The sequence below is a fragment of the Streptomyces sp. NPDC033216 genome, assembly GCF_055577115.1.
This window is the reverse complement of sequence record NZ_JBVIQK010000010.1, coordinates 146289-168317: the sequence shown is the minus strand read 5'-3', so window position 1 is coordinate 168317 and position 22029 is coordinate 146289. Positions and strand designations below refer to the sequence as shown.

Genomic DNA, 22029 nt, shown 5'->3' with positions numbered 1-22029 from the left:
ACCGCGCACCGGGCGACCTCACCCGCCGGTCCGGCCCGCCGCGACGAACCCCGACTCGTACGCCGTGATCACCGCCTGGGTGCGGTCGCGGGCCCCCAGCTTGGCCAGCACCCCGCTCACATGCGACTTGACGGTCTCCGTGCCGACGACGAGCCGCGCGGCGATCTCCACGTTGGACATCCCACGGGCCATCAGCCGCAGCACCTCGGCCTCCCGCTCGGTCAGCCGCGCCCGCTCCAGCAGATCCCGAGCCCCCCGGTTCCCCGGCCGCTCGCCGTACGAGGCGGCCAGCCGCCGTACCGACGCCGGGAACAGCAGGGACTCGCCCTCGGCGACCAGCCGCACCGCGTGCACGATCTCGGCGGGCCGGGCCCGCTTCAACAGGAAACCGTCCGCCCCCGCGCGCAGCGCCTCATACACGTACTCGTCGTTCTCGAAGGTCGTCACGACGAGGATCCTCGGCGGCTGCCCGACCGTGCGCAGCACCGCGCGCGTGGCCTCGATCCCGTCCATCAACGGCATCCGTACGTCCATGGCGACCACGTCGGGCCGCAGTCGCCGCACCAGCGGGATCACCGCCGCCCCGTCCGCCGCCTCCCCGACGACCTCGATGTCGGGCTGCGCCTCCAACACCGCCCGCAGCCCGGCACGTACGAGGGGTTCGTCGTCGACGAGGAGCACGGTGACCGGCATCCGGCCAGGGTAGATCAGCGCAGCGGCAGCTCCGCACGCACCTGCCAGTCGCCCTCGTGCGGCCCGGTCGACGCCCGTCCGCCGAGCAACGCGGCCCGCTCGTGGATGCCCCGCAGCCCGTTGCCCCGGACCGGGGCGGGCAGGTGCGCGGTCAGCGGATTGCGGACCTCCAGGCTGAGCAGGCCGGCGGCGACCTCGATCCTCACCCGGACCGGAACGGACCCGGCGTGCCGCAGCGCGTTGGTCAGGGCCTCCTGGAGGATGCGGTACCCCTCGCGGGACGCGGGGCTCGGCACGGTCTCCAGCGCCCCGGTCAGCTCGGCGTCCACCTTCGCGCCCGACGCGCGCGCCGACTCCAGCAGCCGCTCCGCCTCGGCCAGCGTCGGCCGGCCGCTCACCGGCCGCTCCGCCTCGCGCAGCACCCCGAGGACGCGCTCCAGGTCCTCCAGCGCCGCCCGGCCGGTCTCCTCGATCGCGCCGAGCGCCCGGTCGGTGAAGGCCGGGTCGCCCGCCGCCCGTGCCGCGCCCGCCTGCACCACGGCCACCGTCAGGGCGTGCCCGATGGAGTCGTGCAGCTCGTGGGCGATGCGGTTGCGCTCGAGGAGCTGCTCGGTGCGCTCCTCCAGGGCCGCGAGGCGCTCGCCCACCGAGGGGCCGAGGAGCCTTCGCGCGAGGGCGGTGACCGCCGCGCCGAGCCCCACGACCAGCCCGTACCAGACGAGGAGGGGCAGCGGCACCAGGAGGGCGTACCCCCAGTGCGGCGTCGCGTCGCCGAGGACCGGGACGTCGCGGGGCACGTGTCCGCGCGCGATGCCGGCCAGCAGAACGGCGAGGGTCGGCAGCCACACACAGGCGGCGGCGGTCACCACCCCGAGGGCCATCCGCGTCTCCAGCCACAGCACCGTGCGCAGCCGGTCCCGCCAGGCCGTCGCCGGAGCGACGGAGAACCCCGGATCCCGCACGCCCGGAGACAGCAGCAACTGCGCCTGCACTCCCTCACCCGTGCGCACCGCGGGGATCAGCCCGAGCGGGATCAGGGCCAGCGCGGGAACCCACGGCCTCGACAAGTCGACGAACAGCCAGACACTCACGACCAGCATCGGCACCCACAGATGCACCAGTCGCGTGTACGTCGTCCCCCGCCGCAGCGGGCGCAGGAAGCGGCCCATGCGGACATCGTGACAGGCGCCACCGACCACGGTCCTCCCCCGGGCGGGGGAGACTGAACCCACCGGCGGGGGAGGACCGACACCGGGAGCGGCGGCCACCGTAGTGCCATGACCAGCATCGACGTCCGCGACCTCACCAAGGAGTTCGGCCCCCGGCGGGCCGTGGACCGGCTCACCTTCCGGGTCCTGCCCGGCCGCGTCACCGGCTTCCTCGGCCCCAACGGAGCCGGCAAGTCCACCACCCTGCGCCTCGTCCTCGGCCTCGACCGGCCGACCTCGGGAACCGCCACGCTCGGCGGCCGCCCCTACGCCACACTGTCCGAACCCCTGCGCCACGTCGGGGCGTTGCTCGACGCCCAGGCCCCGCACGGCTCCCGCACCGGCCGCGACCACCTGCGGGTCCTCGCCGCGAGCAACCGCATCCCCGTCGGCCGGGTCGACGAGGTGCTGGAGGAGACCGGGCTCGCGCCGGCCGCGCGCCGCCGGGTGAGGACGTACTCCCTCGGCATGCGGCAGCGGCTGGGCATCGCCGCCGCCCTGCTGGGTGACCCCCGGGTGGTGCTCCTCGACGAGCCGTCCAACGGCCTGGATCCCGAAGGCATCGTCTGGATCCGCGGGCTGCTGCGCCGCCTCGCGGGCGAGGGACGCACCGTCCTGGTCTCCAGCCACCTCATGAACGAGACGGCCTCCTTCGCCGACCATCTCATCGTCCTCGGCCGGGGCCGCCTGCTCGCCGACACCCCCATGCGGGACTTCATCGACGCGCGCGTGCGGCCCCGCGTACGGGTCCGCACCTCCGACCCCACCGCGCTGGAGAAGGCCCTCGCCCGGCACGGTCACGTCGGGCTCGCCCACGACGACGGGCACTGGACGGTGGATGACGCGCGCGTGGACGACATCGGCCGTCTGGCGTCCGAGGCGGGCGTCCCGCTGCTGGAACTGACCGCGGAGGAAGGCACGCTGGAGCAGGCCTACCTCGATCTGACCGCCGCCGAAGCCGAGTTCGCGGCCGCTCCCCAGGAGGCCTGACCATGGGATTCACGCCCGCACTCCACGCCGAGTGGATCAAGATCCGCACGCTGCGGTCACAGGCCGCCACCTTGTGCGCGGTCCTGCTCGCCACCGTCGCCTTCTCCCTGTTCGCCGCGGCCGACACCGAAGCGGACGACGGCGACGCGCTGTTCTCCGCCTTCTTCGGCGTCAGTTTCGGACAGATCGCGGCGGTGGCCTTCGGGACGACGGCGGTGGCGGCCGAGTTCCAGGGCGGCGCGCTGCGCGTATCCCTGACCGCGGTCCCGCGCCGCGGCCGCTGGTTCGCCGCCAAGGCCACGGCGATCGCCCTGCCCGTCCTGGCCGTCGGCCAGCTCACCGGCCTGCTGACCTGGGCCGTGGGCCGCGCGGCGCTCGGCGAGCGGGCCGAGGGGTTGGACACGGCCGAAGGGCTGCGCGCGGCCGTCGGCTGCGGGCTCTACCTCACGCTGATGGCCCTGCTCGCCGCCGGACTGGCAGCCGTTCTGCGCAGCGGGGCGGCGACGCTCGGCATCCTCATCCCGTTCCTGCTGATCGTGTCGTTCGTGGTCGGCGACATGTCCGGCTCCGTCGCCGACCTCCTCCCCGACCGGGCCGGCCAGGTCGCCCTCCACGGCACGTGGGACGGCGCCCTGGGGCCGTGGACCGGCCTGACGGTGACAGCACTGTGGGCGGCGGCCGCCCTCGTGGCCGGGGCGTGGCGGGTGCGGTGCCGGGACGCCTGAAGGTGCCGGCCCCCTGACGCGACGCCAATTGTCAGTGGGCGCGGGTTTACTGGGTCACATGGACACGGAGAAGTACCTCGCTCTCGCGGACGTGCTGTCCTGCCGGGGGTTCCCCGCCGCGGACGGCAGGTGGGACGTCGGTGAGGGCGGACCCGGCTTCCACCTGGCGCCGTTAGCGGCGAGCCACGGTCTGCGGCAGGCCGACCCGGCCCTGCGCGTGGCAGAGGTGGAGCGGTTCCACGACGACACGGACGTCCTGGCGGGAGAACTGACCCAGCGATGGGGGGAGCCACACCGCCTCGGCCTCCAGACGATCCGCCTGCGGGCCGCGCACGAGGAGATACCCGAGCCCTGGGCCCGGTTCAGCCTCCTCGTGGCGGACGTGTACCTCTGGGAGCTGCCCGAGCACGGCCGATGGGCGGCCCTCGGAGTCGCCGACGTCGACCAGGACGACGAGGTCCGGCTCCTCCTGCTCGTCACCGAGACCGACCCGCCCTGACCTGCGGATCGGCCGGCCCGCGAGGCCGGGGGTCAGGCCTCGGCCGCCACCCGCAGCCGCGCGTACTCCTCCGCCATCGTCGCCGCCGTCCAATGGGCGTTCAGCCCGCTGGGGTTGGGCAGCACCCACACGCGCGTGTCCCCGATCATCCGCTCCTGCGGCCCCACCCGGGCGGTACGGTCGTCGAACGCCACCCGGTAGGCGGTCACGCCCACCACCGCCAGCCAGCGCGGCCGCAGCCGTTCCACCTTCTCCCGGAGCAGCCGGCCGCCCTCGCGGTACTCCGCCGCCGTCAACTCGTCGGCCCGCGCACTCGCCCGCGCCACGACATTGGTGATGCCCAGGCCGTAAGACAGCAGTTCCCCCTGCTCGGCCGGTTTCAGCAGGCGGGGAGTGAATCCGGACAGGTGCAGCACCGGCCAGAAGCGGTTTCCCGGCCGGGCGAAGTGGTGGCCGGTCGCCGCCGTCATCAAGCCCGGGTTGATGCCGCAGAAAAGCACACGGAGGCCGCCCGCGGCGACGTCGGGTACGAGGCGGTCGCGGGCGGCCTCCAGTTCCGCCTGGGTGAAGCGGGTCAGAGGATCGCCCCCGGGGTGTAACCGGCGGCCTCCGGCCGCCCCTTCACGATCTCCTCGATCCGGCCGACGACGACGGCCACCTGGCCGGCGGCCGCGCCCGTGAAGGACAGCTTGTCGGCCATCAGCGCGTCGAGTTGCGCACGGTCCAGGGGGATGCGCTCGTCCGCGGCGAGTCTGTCCAGCAGCTCGTTGCGCTCGGTGCCCTGCTCGCGCATGGCCAGCGCGGACGCGACGGCGTTCTCCTTGATCGCCTCGTGCGCCAGCTCCCGGCCCACACCCGCCCGCACCGCGCCCATCAGCACCTTGGTGGTGGCGAGGAACGGCAGGTAGCGATCCAGCTCACGGGCGACGACGGCCGGGAAGGCACCGAACTCGTCGAGCACCGTCAGGAACGTCTCCAGCAGACCGTCGAGCGCGAAGAAGGCGTCCGGCAGCGCGACGCGGCGCACCACCGAGCAGGAGACATCGCCCTCGTTCCACTGGTCGCCCGCCAGCTCGCCGGTCATCGACGCGTAGCCGCGCAGGATGACCATGAGGCCGTTGACGCGCTCGCAGGAGCGGGTGTTCATCTTGTGCGGCATCGCCGAGGAGCCGACCTGGCCCGGCTTGAAGCCCTCGGTCACCAGCTCGTGCCCGGCCATCAGCCGGATCGTCCTGGCGAGCGAGGACGGCGCCGCCGCCAGCTGTACCAGCGCGGTCACGACCTCGTAGTCCAGCGAGCGCGGGTACACCTGGCCGACCGAGGTGAACGCCTGGGAGAAGCCGAGGTGTCCGGCGATCCGCTGTTCCAGTTCCGCGAGCCTGCCCGTGTCCCCGCCGAGCAGGTCGAGCATGTCCTGGGCGGTGCCCACCGGACCCTTGATGCCGCGCAGCGGGTAGCGGCCGAGCAGCTCCTCGACCCGCCCGTACGCCACGAGCAGCTCGTCGGCCGCCGTCGCGAACCGCTTGCCCAGCGTGGTGGCCTGGGCGGCGACGTTGTGCGAGCGGCCGGCCATGACCAGCTCGCCGTACTCGCCGGCCAGCTTGCCCAGCCGCGCCAGCACGGCCACCGTGCGGTCGCGTACCAGCTCCAGCGACAGCCGGATCTGGAGCTGCTCGACGTTCTCCGTGAGGTCGCGGGACGTCATGCCCTTGTGGACCTGCTCGTGGCCGGCGAGGTCGTTGAACTCCTCGATCCGCGCCTTCACGTCGTGCCGCGTGATCCTCTCGCGCTCGGCGATGGAGCCCAGGTCGACCTGGTCGAGGACACGCTCGTAGTCGGCGATCGCCGAGTCCGGCACCTCGATCCCGAGGTCCTTCTGGGCCCGCAGCACGGCGAGCCAGAGCTGACGCTCCAGCCTCACCTTGTGCTCGGGCGACCACAGGGTGGCCAGCTCGGCGGAGGCGTAGCGTCCGGCGAGGACGTTGGGGATGCGGGGCTTGGCGGGAGCGGAAGTCACGTGTACGGATTCTACTGGCGATTCGTGCAGGCCGGCGCCATGCCCCTGTTCGGCGGAAGCTACGAGAGCCGGGTCACGCCCGGCTACGGCAGCGGTCCCTCGTAGGGCAGCAGGTCGGGACGCTTCGGCGGCAGGCCGTCGCCCGAGGAACGTCCGGTGAGGCGGCGGGCGATCCACGGCAGCAGGTGCCGGCGGGCGAACCGGGCGTCGGCCACCCGCCGCGCGACCCAGGCGGGCGGCACCGTCGCGGGCATCGGCTCGTGCCACTCGGTGTCCTCGGGGTCGTACCCGAGGCCCTGCCAGACCGCCTCGGCGACCCGGCGGTGGCCCTCGGCCGTCAGGTGCAGCCGGTCCACGTCCCACATCCGCGGGTCACCGAGGGACGGCGCGCCGTACAGGTCGACGACCAGCGCGCCGTGCCGGGCGGCGAGGCCGTCGACACAGTCGAACAACTCCTCCATGCGCGGCCGGAACCGCTCCAGCACCGGGCCCTGCCGGCCGGGGCTGCGCATCAGAACGAGCTGCTTGCAGGAAGGGGCCAGCCGCTCCACGGCCTCGGTCAGCAGGTCCCGCACCCGGACCATGTCGCACTTGGGGCGCAGGGTGTCGTTGAGGCCGCCGACCAGGGTGATGACGTCGGCGCCCATGGTGGCCGCGACCGGCACCTGTTCCTCGACGATCTGGCCGATCAGCTTGCCGCGCACCGCCAGGTTGGCGTATCGGAAACCGGGCGTGTACGCGGCCATGCGGCCCGCGAGGAGGTCTGCCCAGCCCCGGTAGGTGCCGTCGGGCAACAGGTCCGACATGCCCTCGGTGAAGGAGTCGCCGACCGCGACCAGGGTGGAGTACGGGGGAGTGGTGTTCGTCTGCATGGCGTCAGCGATGGTAACCCGCACGCCATACCCAGCGGTCGGTCACCCCCGTGACCCGCACTCCATACCCAGCGGTCGGGCCCTCCCGTCGCGCGGTATCAGGTCCGCTGCCCGAACAACTCCCGCAGCACGTCCTCCATGGTGACCAGCCCGGCGAGCCGCCCGTCGGAGCCGAGCGCGGCCGCCAGATGGGTGCGGCTGCCGCGCATGGCGGTGAGGACGTCGTCCAGGGGCGTCGTCTCCCGCACCCGGGCGATGGGCCGCAGATCGCGCACCTGGAACGGCTCGTCGCGCGGCGAGGCGTCGAGCGCGTCCTTCACATGCAGGTAGCCGACGATCCGGCGCCCCTCGTCCACCACGGGGAAGCGGGAGAACCCGGACTCGGCACCGAGCCGTTCCAGCCCCTCCGGGGTGACCCCCACGCGCGCGTAGACGACGCGTTCCAGCGGCAGGACGACATCCCGCACGGGGCGGCGGCCCAGCTCCAGCGCGTCGTGCAGACGCTCCTGGGCGCGGTCGTCGAGAAGGCCCGCCTCACCGGCGTCGCGGACGATCTGTGCCAGCTCCGCGTCCGAGAACGAGGCCGTCACCTCGTCCTTCGTCTCGATCCGCAGCAGCTTCAGCAGGCCGTTGGCGAAGGCGTTGATCGTGAAGATCACCGGCCGCAGCGCTCGGGAGAGCGTGACCAGCGGCGGTCCGAGCAACAGAGCGCTGCGCACCGGCTCGGCGAGCGAGATGTTCTTCGGCACCATCTCGCCGAGCAGCATGTGCAGATACGTCGCCAGGGTCAGCGCGATGACGAACGAGACCACATGGCCCGCGCCCTCGGGAACGCCGACCGCGTGGAAGACCGGCTCCAGCAGGTGCGCGATCGCCGGTTCGGCGACCACACCGAGAACCAGGGTGCACAGCGTGATGCCGAGCTGTGCGGCCGCGAGCAGCGCGGACACGTGTTCCAGGCCCCACAGCACGCTCTTGGCGCGCCGGTCGCCCTGCTCGGCGTACGGCTCGATCTGGGAGCGGCGTACCGAGATCAACGCGAACTCCGCGCCGACGAAGAAGGCGTTGACGACCAGGGTCGCCAGGCCGATGAGCAGTTGGACGGCGGTCACCGGTCCACCTCTTCCACGTGGTCCTGGGTGAGCGGCGCGTGCAGCAGTACGCGTGCGGCCCGGCGCCCGGACGCGTCGACGACGTCCATGCGCCAGCCGGCCACGTCCAGGGTGTCACCGACCGCCGGGATACGGCCCAGCTCGGCGGCGACCAGACCGGCGAGGGTCTCGTAGGGGCCCTCGGGGACGTACAGGCCGACGCGTGCGAGCTGGTCGGTGCGGGCGGCGCCGTCCGCGGAGTACGTCTGGCGCCCCTCGTCGTCGGTGCCCGCGCGGGCGAGGTCCGGCGTCTCGTGCGGGTCGTGCTCGTCGCGGACCTCGCCCACGACCTCCTCGACGATGTCCTCCAGGGTCGCCACGCCCGCCGTGCCGCCGTACTCGTCGATGACCACGGCCATCGTCCGCTTGCCGGAGAGCCGGTCGAGGAGCCGGTCCACGGTCAGGGACTCGGGGACGAGCAGGGGGTCGCGCATCAGCTCGGCGACGGGCACGCGCGCGCGGTGCTCCGCCGGCACGGCCAGGACGTCCTTGATGTGCGCGGTGCCCACGACGGTGTCCAGCCCGCCGCGATACACGGGGAACCGGGACAGTCCCGTCGCCCGGGTCGCGTTCGCGACGTCCTCACAGGTCGCCTGGGCGTCGAGGGCGATGACCTGTACGCGGGGGGTCATCACGTTCTCCGCGGTCAGGTCGGCCAGGTTCAGGGTGCGCACGAACAGCTCGGCGGTGTCCGCCTCCAGTGCGCCCTGCCGGGCCGAGTGGCGGGCCAGTGCCGCCAGCTCCTGGGGGCCCCGGGCGGAGGCCAGCTCCTCGGCGGGCTCCAGGCCGAAGCGGCGTACGATCCCGTTGGCCGTGTTGTTGAGGTGGCTGATGAACGGCCGGAAGGCGGCGCTGAACCAGCGCTGCGCGTTGCCCACCCGCTTGGCCATGGCCAGCGGCGTGGAGATCGCCCAGTTCTTCGGCACCAGTTCACCGACGACCATCAGGAACACCGTGGACAGCGCCGTGCCCAGCACCAGGGCGACGGAACTCGCCGTGGTGCTCGACAGGCCCAGCAACTCCAGCGGGCCGGAGATCAGCTTGGCGATCGACGGTTCCGCGAGCATGCCGACGACCAGGTTGGTGACGGTGATGCCGAGTTGGGCGCCGGAGAGCTGGAAGGTGAGGTTGCGGACGGCCTTGAGAGCGCCGGCCGCGCCGCGCTCGCCGCGCTCGGCGGCCCGCTCCAGCTCGCCGCGTTCGACGGTGGTCAGCGAGAACTCCGCGGCCACGAAGGCGCCGCACGCGAGCGAGAGCAGGATCGCCACCAACAGCAGGAGCAGTTCCATCACCGGTTCACCTCCGTCCCATGATCGGGCAGGGCGGGGAGGATCGCGCGACGGCGGGAACTGGGAGGCTCGCCCATGGGCGGAGGCTCACACCTTTCGTGAACTCGGTGTAGCGACGGGGTGACCGCACGGAGAGGAACCGTGCGGTCGAGGGGACCGTACGGACCGTACGGCCCCCAAGGGTAAAGGACCGGCAAAGGCGGCGGGGTGCCGGGCTCGGCGAGTCCGGTCGCCGCCGGCTCAGCCGGTCAGCGGCTTCACCCAGCGCCGCCACTTCTCCTCGGGCGTGTACCCCGCCGAGCGCCACGCATGGTGGGCGGTCTCGTTGCGCGTCAGCACCATCGCGTCGGCGCGCCGCCCGCCGAGCCGGACGAACCGTTCCTCCGCGGCGGCGAGCAGCGCCGAGCCGATGCCCTGGCGGCGGTACGCCGGATGCGCCGCCAGCCGGTAGAGGTGGCAGCGCCAGCCGTCGAACCCGGCGATCACCGTGCCCACCAGTTCGCCGCCGCGCTCCGCCAGGATCAGCGCCTCGGGGTCGCGGGCGACGAGCCGCTCCACGCCCTCCCTGTCGTCGCTGATGCTCGTCCCCTCGGCGGCCTTCTTCCAGAAGGCCAGCACGGTGTCCAGGTCGTCGGGCGTCGCGGCCCGTATGCGCAGTTCAGACATGGGGCGATCCCATCACGCGGGGGACACCCCGGAGCCGGATTCCAGCATCCGGACGGCCACCGGCGGGCCGGACGCAGCCGCACCGCGACGCTGGTGACGGCCCCCGCGCGCGGGCACGGGTAGGACCCTCCGGCCCGTCGTCGCCGTGATCGCCTCACTCGTGCGCGATGGCCGCCAGCACGTTCATCCGCGAGGCCCGCAACGCCGGCAGCAGCGCGGCCACCACCCCGACCACCGCGGAGCCGACGACGACGCCGACGATCGTGCCCCACGGGATCGTCAGCGCCTTCATGCCCTGCAAGGCGAGCACCTGCTGGGTGCACACCCCCCAGACCAGCCCCAGCGCCAGCCCCAGGACCGCGCCGAACACCGCGATCACCACCGACTCCAGGCGGATCATCCGGCGCAACTGCCGTCGGGACAGCCCGATCGCCCGCAGCAGCCCGATCTCCCGGGTCCGCTCGACCACCGACAGCGCCAGCGTGTTGACCACGCCGAGCACCGCGATCATGATGGCCAGGGCGAGCAGTGCGTACACCAGGTACAGCAGCACGGCGATCTGGTCGTGGACCAGGTCCTTGTAGTCCGCCTGGTCGCGCGCCTGCACCTGCGGATACGGATCGAGCGTCCGCTCCAGGCGGGGCCGCAGCCGGTCGGCGTCCGTGCCGGCGGCCGCGTTGACGTACAGCGCGGAGTCCTGCCCGCCCGGCACGTACTTCTCGACGGTAGCGATGCCGAAGAAGAGGCCGCCCTGCATGCCGAAGCCCTCGGCGGAGTCCTGGTCGGTGAGCGCTCCCACCCGGAACGAAGCGCTCCGCTCACCGGGGAACTCGACGGGCAGCACGCTGCCGACCCGCACGCCGTGGTCCGCGGCGAAGTCGACGTCCATGCCGAGCGCCCCGTCGGCCAGCGCGGCGGCCGTGTCCCCGCGCGCGTACGTGACATGGGCGACCTCGTCGACCTGGCTGTCGTATCCGGCGGCCGTCGTCTTGATCCGCCGGCCGTCGGGCAGCCGTACGGCGATCGGCGCGAACCGCTGCCGTACGACGAGGCCGACGCCCTCCGTCTCGCGGACCCGGTCGGTGACCTCCCGCGAGAAGGGCGTGAAGTTGGTGTTCTGGATGACGAAGTCGGCGCCCAGTGTCTTGTCGATCTGCTGGTCGAAGGAGCTCGACATCGAGGCGCTCGCCACCGACATGCCGCCCACCAGGGCGAGGCCCACCATCAGCGCGGCCGCGGTGGCGCCGGTGCGGCGCGGGTTGCGCAGGGCGTTGCGCTGGCTCATCCGGCCGATCGAGCCGAACAGCGCCGGGAAGGCCCCGCCGAGCACCCGGATCACCGGGCGCACGAGCAGCGGGCCCGCCACGACCGTCGCGATGAGCGTGAGGACGACACCGAGGCCCAGCAGAGAGGCCGCGGACGCGGTCCCCGACGCGGTCACGCAGCCCACCAGGGCCGCCGCGCCCAGGACCCCGACGACGGCTCCGACCACCGCGCGCACCCTCAGTGGACGTCCCACGCCGGTGACGTCCGCGTCCGCCAGGGCCGCCATCGGCGACACCGTGGCCGCGCGGCGGGCCGGGAGGTAGGCGGCCACGAAGGTGACGCCGACCCCGACGACGTACGCCGACACGGGGGTGGCCCAGCCGACGACCATCTCGGCGGTACTGAGGTTCATGCCGAAGGCGCTCATGAGCCGGATCAGGCCCGCCGCCAGGCCGATGCCGGCCGCGAGGCCCACCGTGGAGCCGACCAGGCCGAGCAGCACGGCCTCGGTGAGGACCGAGCGCCGTACCTGGCGGCGGTCGGCGCCCAGGGCGCGCAGCAGGCCCAGTTCGCGGGTGCGCTGGGCGATCAGCATCGAGAACGTGTTGACGATCAGGAACACGCCCACCAGCACGGCGATCCCGGCGAATCCCAGCATCACGTACTTGATGATGTCGAGGAAACCGCCGAGGTCCTCCGCCGCCGACTTGGCCTGCTCGTCGGCCGTGCGCACGTCGTAGGGCCCGGTGCCGAGCGCGGCGGCGATCCGGGGTTTGAGCTCCGCGTCGCTCACCCCGCGCGCCGCCTCGACGGAGATGCTCGTGGCCCGGTCGGCCGAGCCGAGCAGCCGGGTCGCGGCGACCTCGGGGTCGAGGAAGAGGAGGGCGGCACCGGGGTTGGTGGTCTTGAAGGTGGCGATGCCGACGACCTCGGCCCGGAACGAGCCGGGCTGGGCCAGCACGGTCAGCGTGTCACCGATCTTCACGTCCTTCTTGTCGGCGGTGTCGGCGTCGAGCACGGCCTCGCCCGCGCCGCGCGGGACGTGCCCCGAGGTCAGTTCCACCGGGCTGCGGTCGGTGACGTACCAGTCGGTGGCGATGGTGGGCGCGCCCGTGGTCGGTCCGACGGACTCGTTCGCACTGTCGACGACGGTGATGTTCTCCACGCTGACGTCCGGGTGTGCCGAGGCGACACCGTCGACGGCGGCCACCCGGCCGGTGAGCGCGGTGGGGACGGTCTGGACCGCGCCGGTCGGCACGGAGGCGTCGAGGTCGTCCCGCGGCTCCACCGTGACGTCGGCCGAGGTGGACGCGAACAGCCGGTCGAAGGTGCGCGTCACCGTGTCGGAGAAGATCAGGCTGCCCGCGACGAACGCCACCGACAGCACGACGGCGAGGGCGGACAGCAGCAGCCGGCCCTTGTGCGCCAGGAAACTCCTCAGCGTCGCCTTCAGCACCTGCTCAGCCCTCCCCGGGGGCCGCGGCCCCCTGCGCACGGATCAGGTCGAACCGCTTCATGCGCTCCAGCACCGCCTCGGCCGTGGGCCGTTCCATCTCGTCCACCACCCGGCCGTCCGCGAGGAAGAGCACGAGGTCGGAGTGGGCGGCGGCCCCCGGGTCATGGGTGACCATGACGACCGTCTGGCCCAGGCCGTCCACCGCCTGGCGCAGGAACGAGAGGACCTCCAGACCGGCGCGCGAGTCCAGGTTGCCGGTCGGCTCGTCGGCGAAGATCAGCTCGGGCCGGGAGGCGAGCGCGCGGGCGCAGGCCACGCGCTGCTGCTGGCCGCCGGAGAGCTGGGACGGCCGGTGTCTGAGGCGGTCCCGCAGGCCGAGCGTGTCGATCACCTGGTCCAGCCACTTCTGATCCGGTTTCTGCCCGGCGATGTCCATCGGCAGGGTGATGTTCTCGACGGCGTTCAGCGTCGGGATCAGGTTGAACGCCTGGAACATGAACCCGATCCGGTCCCGCCGGAGCCGGGTCAGTTCCCGTTCCTTCAGTGCCGTGATCTCGGTGTCGCCCAGCCACACCTGACCGGCGGACACGGTGTCGAGTCCGGCCAGGCAGTGCATGAGCGTGGACTTCCCGGAGCCCGACGGTCCCATGACCGCGGTGAACCGCCCGCGGACGATGTCCACGTCCACCGCGTCCAGGGCGAGCACGGTCGTCTCACCCGAGCCGTAAGCCTTCGTCAGACCCCGGGCGCGCGCCGCCAGGTCCTCGGCCGAGGCCAGACCGGGGGCGTGCTGCGCAGCAGGTGTGGACAAGGCTGCCTCCTCGCTCGCTTGGACGTGCGGTGCGGTTGTCCCGGCCGAGGGTAGTGTGACCGGGCGCACACCCAGTATCCCTTTTCGATGGTTGTCCGCCCTTGCGAGTGCTAGCAGACCGGCGCTAGCTTCGAGGTATGGCCAAGACTCAGCTGAACGTCCGCGTCGACGAGGGCACGGCCAAGGCCGCCCGCGAGCGCGCCACCGCGCGCGGCATGAGCGTCAACCGCTACATCGAGGAACTGGTCAGGCAGGACGCCGGCGAGACGGGCCACACGTTCGTCGAGGCCGCCGCGGACTTCATGAAGCAGTACGAGAACGTCTTCGCGGAGGAGTTCGGTGCGGCCCGCGAGGGCGGCGCCCACGAAGGTCGCCGCTGACCCCTTGAGCGACCTCACGATCGACCTCGCGTGGCTGCTGATGATCGCCGAACAGAAGACACCCGGAGACCCCCAGGTCACCGACTGGGGCGCGCTGGTGGCGGCGGTGGCGCGCCATGACGCCCGGATCTTCGACGTCCCCGTCTACGACTCCCCGCACGCCCGCGCGGCGTCGCTCCTCCAACTCCTCCTGCACGTTCCGGCGTTGGAACGCTCGAACGCCCTCTTCGCGTGCGCCGTCGCCTACGCGTACCTGGTGGCGAGCGGAGCGAAGGTCGTGACCTCCCCCGAACAGGTGCGCGACCTGGCCCGGCTGGTCAAGAGCGGCGAGGCGTCGGTGTACGACATCACGCGGGAACTCCGCCGGTGGAGCCTGTGAACGCCGTGGCCCGAGGGACCACCCCAGGGCCCCTCGGCCCAAAGGCGTGGGAGGGACCCTGGCACCGGAACCCGTTCCCAGATCAGGCCTGATCGGGCCTGATCCCAACGACCTGGCGGTGCGCCCCGTCGCTGACCGGCCGCCAGGCCGTGCCCAGCCGACAGTACGACGAAGGAAGGACCGGGCCCTTCTCCGGCACCAGCAGCCGGCGGTAGGGGCCGAGTTCGAACCCGGCGTCGCGCAGCGCGCCCACCGGGTCGCGGGAGAGGTGGCAGCCGCCGCCGAGGAGCGGCCACACCGTCCGGTCCAGGGCGCGCTGGGTGAACGCCATGACCGGGCCGCCGCCCGTACCGTGCTCCAGGAACCGCACCTCGCCACCGGGCCGCAGCACCCGCCGCACCTCGGCGAGGGCCCGCGGCAGGTCCCGCACGCTGCACAGGACCAGCGAGAGCACCGCCGCGTCGAAGGCCTCGCTCTTGACCGGCAGGGCCTCGGCCGCGCCCGGCGCGACATCCACGGGCACCTCGGCCCGCGGGGCGGCCTCCACCGCCAGCGTGCGCAGCAGCCGCTCCGGTTCGATCGCCACGACCTCGGAGACCGTGCTCGGGTAGTGGGCGAAGTTCAGGCCGTTGCCCGCGCCGATCTCGATGACGCGGCCGGAGAGCCCCGCGAGCAGCCGGCCGCGCAGCGCGGCCAGGCCCCCGCTGGTCTCCGCGGTCACGCTCAACCGGGCGTAGCAGCGCGCGAACAGCGGGTGGTGGACGCCATCACCCGGCACCTTGCCGGAGCCGGTGGACCGTATCGGCATGGGGACCTCCCAGGGGCAGGACGCGCCTAGCAGGATTGTCCCCTCTGCGGGCCCGTCACACCCACGGCTTCCACGCACCGGGCCACCGGATGAAGTCGTGCGGTTGTTCGGGTCGCGGCGGCGTTGCCGTGTCCTCCGTGAACGACACACACCCCACGCCGTCACCGGTCGCCCTGCTCAGAGGCGCCGAGGAGTCCGGGTTGACCCCCTCGCCCCCGCCCGCACCCTCGACCACCACCTGCGCGGCGTCTCGACCGCTCGGGCCTCCGCTCCCGCGTCGGACTGATCCGGCTGCCGGGGGAGGGGGGCGACTAACCCTCGCACGACCGTGCAGACCAGCTCCAGGCCGGAGGCTCGGTCCGGCTCCGGAACGTCTCCGCCTCCCACGTCCCGTCCAGCCGTGACGCGAGCCAGCCGGGCGCGGCCGTACGGAATTCGGCGGGAGCGAGCGACCCCGAACCGGCGGGCAGCGCGCCGAGCAGCGGGGCGCCGGCGACGTCCGGCAGGTCGGTGACGTTGCACCGCATCGCCAGGTCGGGGGAGTCGGGCCAGGAGCCGATCACCACGCCGAGCAACTCCACTCCACGGGACCGCAGTTCACGAGCCGTCAGCTCGGTCGTGTTCAGCGTGCCCAGGCCCGCCGAGGCCACCACCAGCACCGGCGCACGCAAGTGCTCCGCGGCGTCGGCCAGCGTGCCGCCCGCCTCGTCGAACCGCACCAGGAGCCCACCGGCCCCCTCGACGAGGACCAGGTCGTGCTCGGTGGCCAGCTTGGTCGCCGCGTCGGCGACCTCACGCGGCCGCACGGGCACCATCCCCGCCCTGAGGGCCGCCGTCGCCGGTGCCAACGGCTCCGGATAGCGGGCCAGTTCGGCGGTCGTGACGGCGCCCGCCAGCCGCTCGACCTCCTGCGCGTCACCGCGCTCGTCCGGCCGTACGCCGGTCTGCGCGGCCTTCAGCACGGCCACCGAGCGGCCCGCCGCCAGCGCGGAGGCGGCGACGGCCGCGGTGGTGACGGTCTTGCCGACCTCCGTGCCCGTCCCCGTGATCACCAGAATCGGCATGTTCATCCTTCCCGTGCCGCCGCGCACACCGCCCGCGCGATCCGCGCCACGTCCTCGTCCCCGGTGACGTACGGCGGCATCGTGTAGACGAGGTCGCGGAACGGCCGCAGCCAGACGCCTTCGCGCACGGCGGCCTCCGTGGCGGCCTTCATGTCCACGTCGTGGTTCAGCTGGACGACCCCGACGGCGCCGAGCACCCGTACGTCCTTCACACCCGGCAGGTCCGCCGCCGCGGCGAGGCCCGCCCGCAGCCCCGCCTCGATCCGCCGGACCTCGGCGAGCCAGTCCTGTCCGAGGAGCAGCTCGATCGAGGCGCAGGCGACCGCCGCGGCCAGCGGATTGGCCATGAACGTCGGGCCGTGGGCCAGCACCGGCACCTCGCCCCGCGAGATGCCGTCGGCGACCCGTGCCGTGCACAGCGTCGCGGCCATCGTGAGATATCCGCCGGTCAGCGCCTTGCCCACGCACATCACATCCGGGGTCACCGCGGCATGCCCGGCGGCGAACAGCGCGCCCGTGCGTCCGAACCCGGTCGCGATCTCGTCGAACACCAGCAGCACGTCGTGCTCGTCGCACGCCTCGCGCAGCACCGTCAGATAGGCCGGGGAGTGGAACCGCATCCCGCCCGCGCCCTGCACCACCGGCTCCACGATCACCGCGGCCAGCTCGTCGGCGTGCCGTCCGATCGCCGCGCGCAGCTCGCCCGCGTACGTCTCGTCGTACTCGGCGGGCGGCGCGCCGACGAAGACCTGCCGGGGCAGGATCCCGGTCCACAGGTCGTGCATCCCGCCCTCGGGGTCACAGACGGACATCGGCTGCCAGGTGTCGCCGTGATACCCGCCGCGCCACGTCAACAGCCGCTGCTTGCGGGGGCGACCCGTCGAACGCCAGTACTGTAGGCACATCTTCACCGCGACCTCGACCGACACCGACCCCGAGTCGGCGAGGAACACATGCTCCAGCCCCTCGGGCGACATGTCGACAAGGAGCTTCGCCAGCCGTACGGCGGGCTCGTGGGTGAGTCCGCCGAACATCACGTGACTCATCCGCCCGAGCTGGACCCGCGCGGCCTCGTTGAGGACCGGGTGGTTGTAGCCGTGGATCGCCGCCCACCAGGACGACATGCCGTCGACCAGCTCGCCCGAGCCGTCCGCGAGTCGCAGTCGCACCCCGCTCGCCGACTCCACGACGAGCGGGTCCACCCGGCCCGGCATCGGACCGTACGGATGCCACACATGCCGTCGGTCGAGGTCCAGCAGTTCGGACACGGCTCGCTCAGGCATTGGGCGCGAGGTCCGTCCCGGCGCCCCGGCGGCGGACGGCGACCAGGTCCGTACGGGCCTCGTTCGCCTGCGGGGCGCAAGCGGACCCGCGGGCACCACCACCCTCGTGCGACCCGCAGCCGTCGGCCGACTCGTGGGAGCCGCAGCCACCGCCCCCGTGCGACCCGCAGCCGGCACCGGCCCGGTGGGCGGGCAGGGTCACCTCGCCCGCGCCCTCCACCTCGAACCCGGCGTCCGCGATCATGTCGAGGTCGGCCCGGCCGGCCTGGCCCTCGGTGGTGAGGTAGTCGCCGAGGAAGATCGAGTTGGCCAGGTGCAGGGCGAGCGGCTGCATCGAGCGCAGATGGACCTCACGGCCGCCCGCGATGCGCACCTCCACGTCCGGACAGACGAACCGCACCATGGCCAGGATCCGCAGGCAGCGCTGTGGGGTGAGGTTCCACTCCTTGGCCAGCGGGGTCCCCTCGACCGGGATCAGGAAGTTCACCGGGACGGAGTCGGGGTCCAGTTCGCGCAGCGAGTAGACGACGTCGACGAGGTCCTCGTCCGACTCGCCCATGCCGGCGATGAGCCCCGAGCACGCCGACAGACCGGCCGCGTGCGCCTTCTGCACCGTGTCCACCCGGTCGGCGTACGTGTGGGTGGTCGTGATGTCCGCGTACGTCTCCTCGGACGTGTTCAGGTTGTGGTTGTAGGCGTCCGCGCCCGCCTCGCGCAGCCGCTCCGCCTGACCGTCGGAGAGCAGACCCAGGCAGGCGCACACCTCGACGCCCTCGTTCTGGTCCTTGATCGCCTTGATGGTCGCGGACACCCGGTCGACGTCGCGGTCGGTCGGCCCGCGGCCGGACGCCACCAGACACACCCGCTTGGCGCCCCCGGCCAGCCCCGCGGCGGCGGCCCTCGAGGCCTCGTCGGGCTTGAGCCAGGTGTACTTCAGGATCCCGGCCGTGGAGCCGAGCCGCTGGGAACAGTAGGAACAGTCCTCCGGGCACAGGCCCGACTTCAGGTTGACGAGGTAGTTGAGTTTCACCCGTCGCCCGAACCAGTGACGGCGTACCTTTCCGGCCGCGGCCACCACGTCGAGCAGGTCGTCGTCGGACGTGGCCAGGACGGCCAGCGCCTCTTCGCGGGTCGGCAGCTCGCGCCGAAGCCCCTTGTCCACCAGCGTGTTCAGCAGGTCCATGAGAGCCGATCCTGTCTTACCGACCCGTGCGCGGGCCAGGGAGAGTTCGTACAACGAAGGGCATTCGACGTGTGGGTATTGCCACACCATGGGATACGCGACGTGCGGCTAGTGTCTGTCCACTGCCTACAAATTCCCCGGAGGACGAGCCATGGCGTTCGGCTGGATCGACGAGCAGGCCCAGGCGCGCCGGAGTGCCGGACTCGTACGGATCCTGCGCCCCCGTCCGGCGGACTCGCCGCTTCTCGACCTCGCGAGCAACGACTATCTGGGACTGGCCCGCCACCCCGAGGTCACCGAGGGCGCGGCGCGGGCCGCGCGCACCTGGGGCGGCGGCGCGACCGGATCCCGGCTCGTCACCGGCACCACCGAGCTGCATGCCGAGCTGGAGCGGGAACTGGCCGACTTCTGCGGGTTCGAGGCGGCCCTCGTCTTCTCCTCGGGGTACGCCGCCAACCTCGCCGCCGTCACCGCGCTGGCCCCGCACGGTTCCCTGATCGTCTCCGACGCGGGCAATCACGCCTCGCTCATCGACGGCTGCCGGCTGGCCCGTGGCACGACGCAGGTGGTCGCGCACGCGGACCCGGACGCCGTGCGCAAGGCGCTGGGCACGCCGGGCGGCCCGGCCGTCGTGGTCAGCGACACGGTCTTCTCCGTCGACGGGGACGCGGCCCCGCTGGCCGCCCTCGCCGCGGCGTGCCGGGAGCATGGCGCCGGACTGGTCGTGGACGACGCCCACGGCCTCGGCGTCCTCGGCACGGGCGGCCGCGGCGCGCCGCACGCGGCGGGACTGGCGGGAGCGGACGACGTCGTCGTCACGGTCACGCTGTCCAAGTCGCTGGGCAGTCAGGGCGGCGCCGTGCTCGGCCCCGCGCGCGTGATCGACCATCTGGTCAACGCCGCCCGGACGTTCATCTTCGACACCGGCCTCGCCCCGGCGGCGGCGGGCGCGGCCCTGGCCGCCCTGACGCTGCTGCGCCGCGAGCCGGAACGCGCGGCACGCGCGCGTGCGGTGGCGGGTGAGCTGCACGCACGCCTGACGGCCGCGGGACTGGAAGCCGTGCGTCCGGACGCCGCGGTCGTCTCCGTGCGGGCGCCGTCCCCGGAGGGGGCGGTGCGCTGGGCGGCCGACTGCCGGGCGGCGGGCCTGGCCGTGGGCTGCTTCCGCCCTCCTTCCGTGCCCGACGGCATCTCACGCCTGAGGCTGACCGCCCGCGCGGACCTCGGTGAGGGGCAGATCGAACGCGCCGTACGGGTGATCGGCGAGACACGGCCATGAGTCGGCGTGACACGGCCGTGGGCCGGCAGTCGGCGGCTGGTCGTCGGGCAGGGGTCAGTGGAACGCTGCCGTGAAGTCCGTCCAGCTCTCGGGGGAGAAGAGCAGGGCGGGTCCGGCCGGGTCCTTGGAGTCGCGTACGGCGAGCAGACCGGCCCACCGCCCGGAGGCCGGGCGGGCCGTCTCCACGCAGTTGTTGGCCCCCGTGCTGTAGCTGCTGCGCAGCCACCGCAGACCCGGGGGATCGGGGAGGCCGGGCAGATCGGTGCTGGGGGGGACGTTCCGAGGCAGTGCGGTCATGGTGCCTCCTTACGCGCCGTCACCTGTCGCGGCGAGGTAATCCAGTGAGTCCCCGGGCGAAAGTGCGTGTGCCCGAAGGGCGTTGAAGGCCTCGGTGTAGGCCTGGAGGTCTTCTTTCCGTTCGAGATAGAGGCTACTCGTCAAGTGGTCGAGAACAACCACATCCAGATCAGAAGTGCTCGCAAATGAGAAGATGACGAAAGGGCCGGTGACGCCGATGTGCGCCCCGGCACTGAACGGCAGCACCTGGAGCCTGACCTGCGGCAGTCGCGCCGCCTCCGTCAGCCGCTCCAGCTGCTGGGCCATGACCTCGGGACCGCCCACCTCCCGCCGCAGCACCGCCTCGTCGAGCACCGCGTCCAGCTCCAGCGGCGGCCGGGCCCGCAACACGCCCTGCCTGGCCAGCCGCACCTCCACCAGCGTGTCCAGCCGGTCCTCGTCGAGACCGTCCACCGCGGCCCGGGTCACCGCACGGGCGTACGCGGGGGTCTGCAACAGCCCCGGCACGACGGTCGTCTCCAGGGTGCGCATCGCGCTCGCCTGCGACTCCAGGCTGATGAAGTCCCGGTAGGTGGGCGGCAGGACCCCGCGATAGGCGTGCCACCAGTGTTCCCGGCCGTCACCCTCGACCGAACCGGTCAACGCCAGCATGAGTTCCCGCAGTTGGGCGTCCTCCACGCCGTAGGCGTCGAGGAGCAGCCGCACGTCGGCCGGTTTCGTACCACTGATGCCGGTCTCGATCCGACTCACCTTCGACTGGTGCCAGCCCACGAGCCGGGCCGCCTCGCCACTGGTGAGCCCCGCGCGCGAGCGCAGCGTCCGCAGTTCGGCGCCCAGCTTCCGGCGGCGCACCGCGGGACCGTGCTGCATGAGATCCTCCCTACTCCTTCCGAATCCTCCAAATACGCTCTGCCGTCGCAGAGTTCACCGCATCGAGCGACAGATATATGCAGATCCTGGTGGATCGCCACGCGTGACCGGCGCGGTGATGGCACTCTGGCGCCGAAGCACCAGTCCGGGACCGTACTCGAACCATCCGCACCGTGTCGGACTCCGGTCCCGTGGGAAAGGGACGACGACGCCATGGCAGAACACCTGGAAGCATCCGTCACTCTGCCGAGCGATCCCGCCTCGGTGTCCACTGCCCGCACCTACGTGCTCGACACCCTCGCGCGGTGGGGCCTGCCCACCGCCGGGGAGCCGGCCGACACCGTCCGCCTGATCGTCTCCGAGCTGGCCACCAACGCCGTACAGCACACCTTCGGGCAGTCACCCACCTTCACGGTGGACCTCGTGCTGGACCGCTACGAGCGGTTTCGCATCGGCGTCACCGACAGTCACCCCCGCTTCCCCCAACGACTGCCGGCCGCCGTCCAGCAGGACAACGGCCGAGGCATGGTGATCGTCAGATGGCTGACCGCGGAGTGCGGCGGCAGGCTCCGGGTCCGCCCCACGCGCGAGGGAGGCAAGACCGTCTTCATCGAGCTGCCCTGGGCGGTCCCCGCCGAGCCCGCGGAACCCGCCGGGAGCGTGGCGCGGGCGACGGCGGTGGCACAGCAGGAGCCGTGACGGGCCCCAGGAGCCGCCCTGAGCCGCTGAGCGCCCCTCGCCGGCCTGGAGTGGACCCCGGGGGGGGGGGGGGGGGGGGGGGGGGGGGGGAGGGGGGCAGGGGGGGGGGGGGGGGGGGGGGGGGGGGGGGGGGGGGGGGGGGGG

General features: G+C 72.9%; 23 protein-coding genes. 7 read left to right on the top strand and 16 right to left on the bottom strand.

Annotation, left to right across the window (positions count from 1 at the left end; genetic code table 11):
• Positions 1-18: 18 nt before the first annotated feature.
• Together ACZ5Y0_RS20325 and ACZ5Y0_RS20320 are read right to left on the bottom strand one after the other, a co-directional pair.
• Positions 19-693, bottom strand: coding sequence for a response regulator (locus ACZ5Y0_RS20325; protein ID WP_469130064.1), 675 nt, complete (start codon positions 691-693; stop codon positions 19-21).
• 14 nt (positions 694-707) lie between these two features.
• Positions 708-1862, bottom strand: coding sequence for a sensor histidine kinase (locus ACZ5Y0_RS20320; RefSeq protein ID WP_469130063.1), 1155 nt, complete (start codon positions 1860-1862; stop codon positions 708-710).
• Positions 1863-1970: 108 nt separating this feature from the next.
• Between ACZ5Y0_RS20320 and ACZ5Y0_RS20315 the strand changes: the two genes are divergently transcribed.
• The 3 genes from ACZ5Y0_RS20315 to ACZ5Y0_RS20305 are packed head-to-tail and all read left to right on the top strand — an operon-like array spanning position 1971 to position 4115.
• A complete protein-coding gene (locus tag ACZ5Y0_RS20315; protein WP_469130062.1) occupies positions 1971-2891 on the top strand; it encodes an ABC transporter ATP-binding protein in 921 nt (306 codons plus the stop codon).
• A 2-nt stretch (positions 2892-2893) separates the two neighbouring features.
• Positions 2894-3616 carry an ABC transporter permease gene (locus ACZ5Y0_RS20310; protein ID WP_469130061.1) on the top strand — a complete coding sequence of 241 codons (723 nt, stop codon included), beginning with the start codon at positions 2894-2896 and terminating at the stop codon, positions 3614-3616.
• Between the two features lie 58 nt (positions 3617-3674).
• Complete coding sequence (locus tag ACZ5Y0_RS20305; RefSeq protein WP_469130060.1) at positions 3675-4115, top strand: hypothetical protein; 441 nt, start codon at positions 3675-3677, stop codon at positions 4113-4115.
• A 32-nt stretch (positions 4116-4147) separates the two neighbouring features.
• Here ACZ5Y0_RS20305 and mug read toward each other — a convergent pair whose 3' ends face one another.
• The 8 genes from mug to ACZ5Y0_RS20265 all read right to left on the bottom strand — a co-directional run bounded on the left by mug (position 4148) and on the right by ACZ5Y0_RS20265 (position 13643).
• Positions 4148-4693 (bottom strand): G/U mismatch-specific DNA glycosylase, encoded by a 546-nt coding sequence (gene mug, locus ACZ5Y0_RS20300; protein ID WP_469130155.1) that lies wholly within the window; start codon positions 4691-4693, stop codon positions 4148-4150.
• Complete coding sequence (gene purB, locus ACZ5Y0_RS20295; RefSeq protein ID WP_469130059.1) at positions 4690-6132, bottom strand: adenylosuccinate lyase; 1443 nt, start codon at positions 6130-6132, stop codon at positions 4690-4692. The genes mug and purB overlap by 4 nt, the downstream gene beginning before the upstream one ends.
• A gap of 83 nt (positions 6133-6215) precedes the next feature.
• Positions 6216-7004, bottom strand: coding sequence for an SGNH/GDSL hydrolase family protein (locus tag ACZ5Y0_RS20290; RefSeq protein WP_469130058.1), 789 nt, complete (start codon positions 7002-7004; stop codon positions 6216-6218).
• Positions 7005-7102: 98 nt separating this feature from the next.
• Positions 7103-8116, bottom strand: coding sequence for a hemolysin family protein (locus ACZ5Y0_RS20285; protein ID WP_469130057.1), 1014 nt, complete (start codon positions 8114-8116; stop codon positions 7103-7105).
• Positions 8113-9447 carry a hemolysin family protein gene (locus tag ACZ5Y0_RS20280; RefSeq protein WP_469130056.1) on the bottom strand — a complete coding sequence of 445 codons (1335 nt, stop codon included), beginning with the start codon at positions 9445-9447 and terminating at the stop codon, positions 8113-8115. The genes ACZ5Y0_RS20285 and ACZ5Y0_RS20280 overlap by 4 nt, the downstream gene beginning before the upstream one ends.
• Before the next feature lie 237 nt (positions 9448-9684).
• On the bottom strand, positions 9685-10110 hold the full coding sequence (locus ACZ5Y0_RS20275; protein ID WP_469130055.1) for a GNAT family N-acetyltransferase: 426 nt from the start codon (positions 10108-10110) through the stop codon (positions 9685-9687).
• 154 nt (positions 10111-10264) lie between these two features.
• Positions 10265-12832: an ABC transporter permease gene (locus ACZ5Y0_RS20270; protein ID WP_469130054.1), complete on the bottom strand. Its 2568-nt coding sequence runs from the start codon at positions 12830-12832 to the stop codon at positions 10265-10267.
• Positions 12833-12836: 4 nt separating this feature from the next.
• On the bottom strand, positions 12837-13643 hold the full coding sequence (locus ACZ5Y0_RS20265) for an ABC transporter ATP-binding protein (protein ID WP_469130053.1): 807 nt from the start codon (positions 13641-13643) through the stop codon (positions 12837-12839).
• A gap of 137 nt (positions 13644-13780) precedes the next feature.
• On the opposite strand from ACZ5Y0_RS20265, the gene ACZ5Y0_RS20260 reads away from it, so the two are divergent.
• Both ACZ5Y0_RS20260 and ACZ5Y0_RS20255 read left to right on the top strand, forming a co-directional pair.
• Complete coding sequence (locus ACZ5Y0_RS20260) at positions 13781-14023, top strand: toxin-antitoxin system HicB family antitoxin (protein ID WP_469130052.1); 243 nt, start codon at positions 13781-13783, stop codon at positions 14021-14023.
• Positions 14024-14027: 4 nt separating this feature from the next.
• A complete protein-coding gene (locus ACZ5Y0_RS20255; RefSeq protein ID WP_469130051.1) occupies positions 14028-14402 on the top strand; it encodes a fic family toxin-antitoxin system, toxin component in 375 nt (124 codons plus the stop codon).
• Positions 14403-14484: 82 nt separating this feature from the next.
• Here ACZ5Y0_RS20255 and ACZ5Y0_RS20250 read toward each other — a convergent pair whose 3' ends face one another.
• The 4 genes from ACZ5Y0_RS20250 to bioB all read right to left on the bottom strand — a co-directional run bounded on the left by ACZ5Y0_RS20250 (position 14485) and on the right by bioB (position 18740).
• Entirely contained in the window at positions 14485-15210 is a 726-nt protein-coding gene (locus ACZ5Y0_RS20250) for a class I SAM-dependent methyltransferase (protein WP_469130050.1), read from the bottom strand.
• A gap of 311 nt (positions 15211-15521) precedes the next feature.
• The gene (gene bioD, locus ACZ5Y0_RS20245) at positions 15522-16274 is read right to left on the bottom strand and encodes a dethiobiotin synthase (RefSeq protein ID WP_469130049.1); all 753 of its coding nucleotides are present in this window, start codon (positions 16272-16274) and stop codon (positions 15522-15524) included.
• A gap of 2 nt (positions 16275-16276) precedes the next feature.
• The gene (locus ACZ5Y0_RS20240) at positions 16277-17557 is read right to left on the bottom strand and encodes an adenosylmethionine--8-amino-7-oxononanoate transaminase (RefSeq protein ID WP_469130048.1); all 1281 of its coding nucleotides are present in this window, start codon (positions 17555-17557) and stop codon (positions 16277-16279) included.
• A complete protein-coding gene (bioB, locus tag ACZ5Y0_RS20235) occupies positions 17550-18740 on the bottom strand; it encodes a biotin synthase BioB (RefSeq protein ID WP_469130047.1) in 1191 nt (396 codons plus the stop codon). Before bioB ends, ACZ5Y0_RS20240 begins: the two co-directional genes overlap by 8 nt.
• 151 nt (positions 18741-18891) lie before the next feature.
• On the opposite strand from bioB, the gene ACZ5Y0_RS20230 reads away from it, so the two are divergent.
• Positions 18892-20019, top strand: a complete 1128-nt coding sequence (locus tag ACZ5Y0_RS20230) for an 8-amino-7-oxononanoate synthase (RefSeq protein WP_469130046.1) — start codon at positions 18892-18894, stop codon at positions 20017-20019.
• A gap of 54 nt (positions 20020-20073) precedes the next feature.
• Here ACZ5Y0_RS20230 and ACZ5Y0_RS20225 read toward each other — a convergent pair whose 3' ends face one another.
• Positions 20074-20316 carry a DUF397 domain-containing protein gene (locus tag ACZ5Y0_RS20225; protein ID WP_469130045.1) on the bottom strand — a complete coding sequence of 81 codons (243 nt, stop codon included), beginning with the start codon at positions 20314-20316 and terminating at the stop codon, positions 20074-20076.
• A gap of 9 nt (positions 20317-20325) precedes the next feature.
• Positions 20326-21186: a helix-turn-helix domain-containing protein gene (locus ACZ5Y0_RS20220; protein ID WP_469130044.1), complete on the bottom strand. Its 861-nt coding sequence runs from the start codon at positions 21184-21186 to the stop codon at positions 20326-20328.
• Positions 21187-21399: 213 nt separating this feature from the next.
• On the opposite strand from ACZ5Y0_RS20220, the gene ACZ5Y0_RS20215 reads away from it, so the two are divergent.
• Positions 21400-21885, top strand: coding sequence for an ATP-binding protein (locus ACZ5Y0_RS20215; protein ID WP_469130043.1), 486 nt, complete (start codon positions 21400-21402; stop codon positions 21883-21885).
• Positions 21886-22029 lie beyond the last annotated feature (144 nt).

Bases quoted from the DNA above. Each gene is read 5' to 3' on its own strand.
- bioB (WP_469130047.1), bottom strand. From the start codon at position 18,740: ATGGACCTGCTGAACACGCTGGTGGACAAGGGGCTTCGGCGCGAGCTG.
- ACZ5Y0_RS20290 (WP_469130058.1), bottom strand. From the start codon at position 7,004: ATGCAGACGAACACCACTCCCCCGTACTCCACCCTGGTCGCGGTCGGC.
- ACZ5Y0_RS20240 (WP_469130048.1), bottom strand. From the start codon at position 17,557: ATGCCTGAGCGAGCCGTGTCCGAACTGCTGGACCTCGACCGACGGCAT.
- bioD (WP_469130049.1), bottom strand. From the start codon at position 16,274: ATGCCGATTCTGGTGATCACGGGGACGGGCACGGAGGTCGGCAAGACC.
- ACZ5Y0_RS20225 (WP_469130045.1), bottom strand. From the start codon at position 20,316: ATGACCGCACTGCCTCGGAACGTCCCCCCCAGCACCGATCTGCCCGGC.
- ACZ5Y0_RS20260 (WP_469130052.1), top strand. From the start codon at position 13,781: ATGGCCAAGACTCAGCTGAACGTCCGCGTCGACGAGGGCACGGCCAAG.
- ACZ5Y0_RS20310 (WP_469130061.1), top strand. From the start codon at position 2,894: ATGGGATTCACGCCCGCACTCCACGCCGAGTGGATCAAGATCCGCACG.
- ACZ5Y0_RS20275 (WP_469130055.1), bottom strand. From the start codon at position 10,110: ATGTCTGAACTGCGCATACGGGCCGCGACGCCCGACGACCTGGACACC.
- ACZ5Y0_RS20220 (WP_469130044.1), bottom strand. From the start codon at position 21,186: ATGCAGCACGGTCCCGCGGTGCGCCGCCGGAAGCTGGGCGCCGAACTG.
- ACZ5Y0_RS20325 (WP_469130064.1), bottom strand. From the start codon at position 693: ATGCCGGTCACCGTGCTCCTCGTCGACGACGAACCCCTCGTACGTGCC.
- ACZ5Y0_RS20250 (WP_469130050.1), bottom strand. From the start codon at position 15,210: ATGCCGATACGGTCCACCGGCTCCGGCAAGGTGCCGGGTGATGGCGTC.
- ACZ5Y0_RS20215 (WP_469130043.1), top strand. From the start codon at position 21,400: ATGGCAGAACACCTGGAAGCATCCGTCACTCTGCCGAGCGATCCCGCC.
- ACZ5Y0_RS20315 (WP_469130062.1), top strand. From the start codon at position 1,971: ATGACCAGCATCGACGTCCGCGACCTCACCAAGGAGTTCGGCCCCCGG.
- ACZ5Y0_RS20305 (WP_469130060.1), top strand. From the start codon at position 3,675: ATGGACACGGAGAAGTACCTCGCTCTCGCGGACGTGCTGTCCTGCCGG.
- ACZ5Y0_RS20230 (WP_469130046.1), top strand. From the start codon at position 18,892: ATGGCGTTCGGCTGGATCGACGAGCAGGCCCAGGCGCGCCGGAGTGCC.
- ACZ5Y0_RS20320 (WP_469130063.1), bottom strand. From the start codon at position 1,862: ATGGGCCGCTTCCTGCGCCCGCTGCGGCGGGGGACGACGTACACGCGA.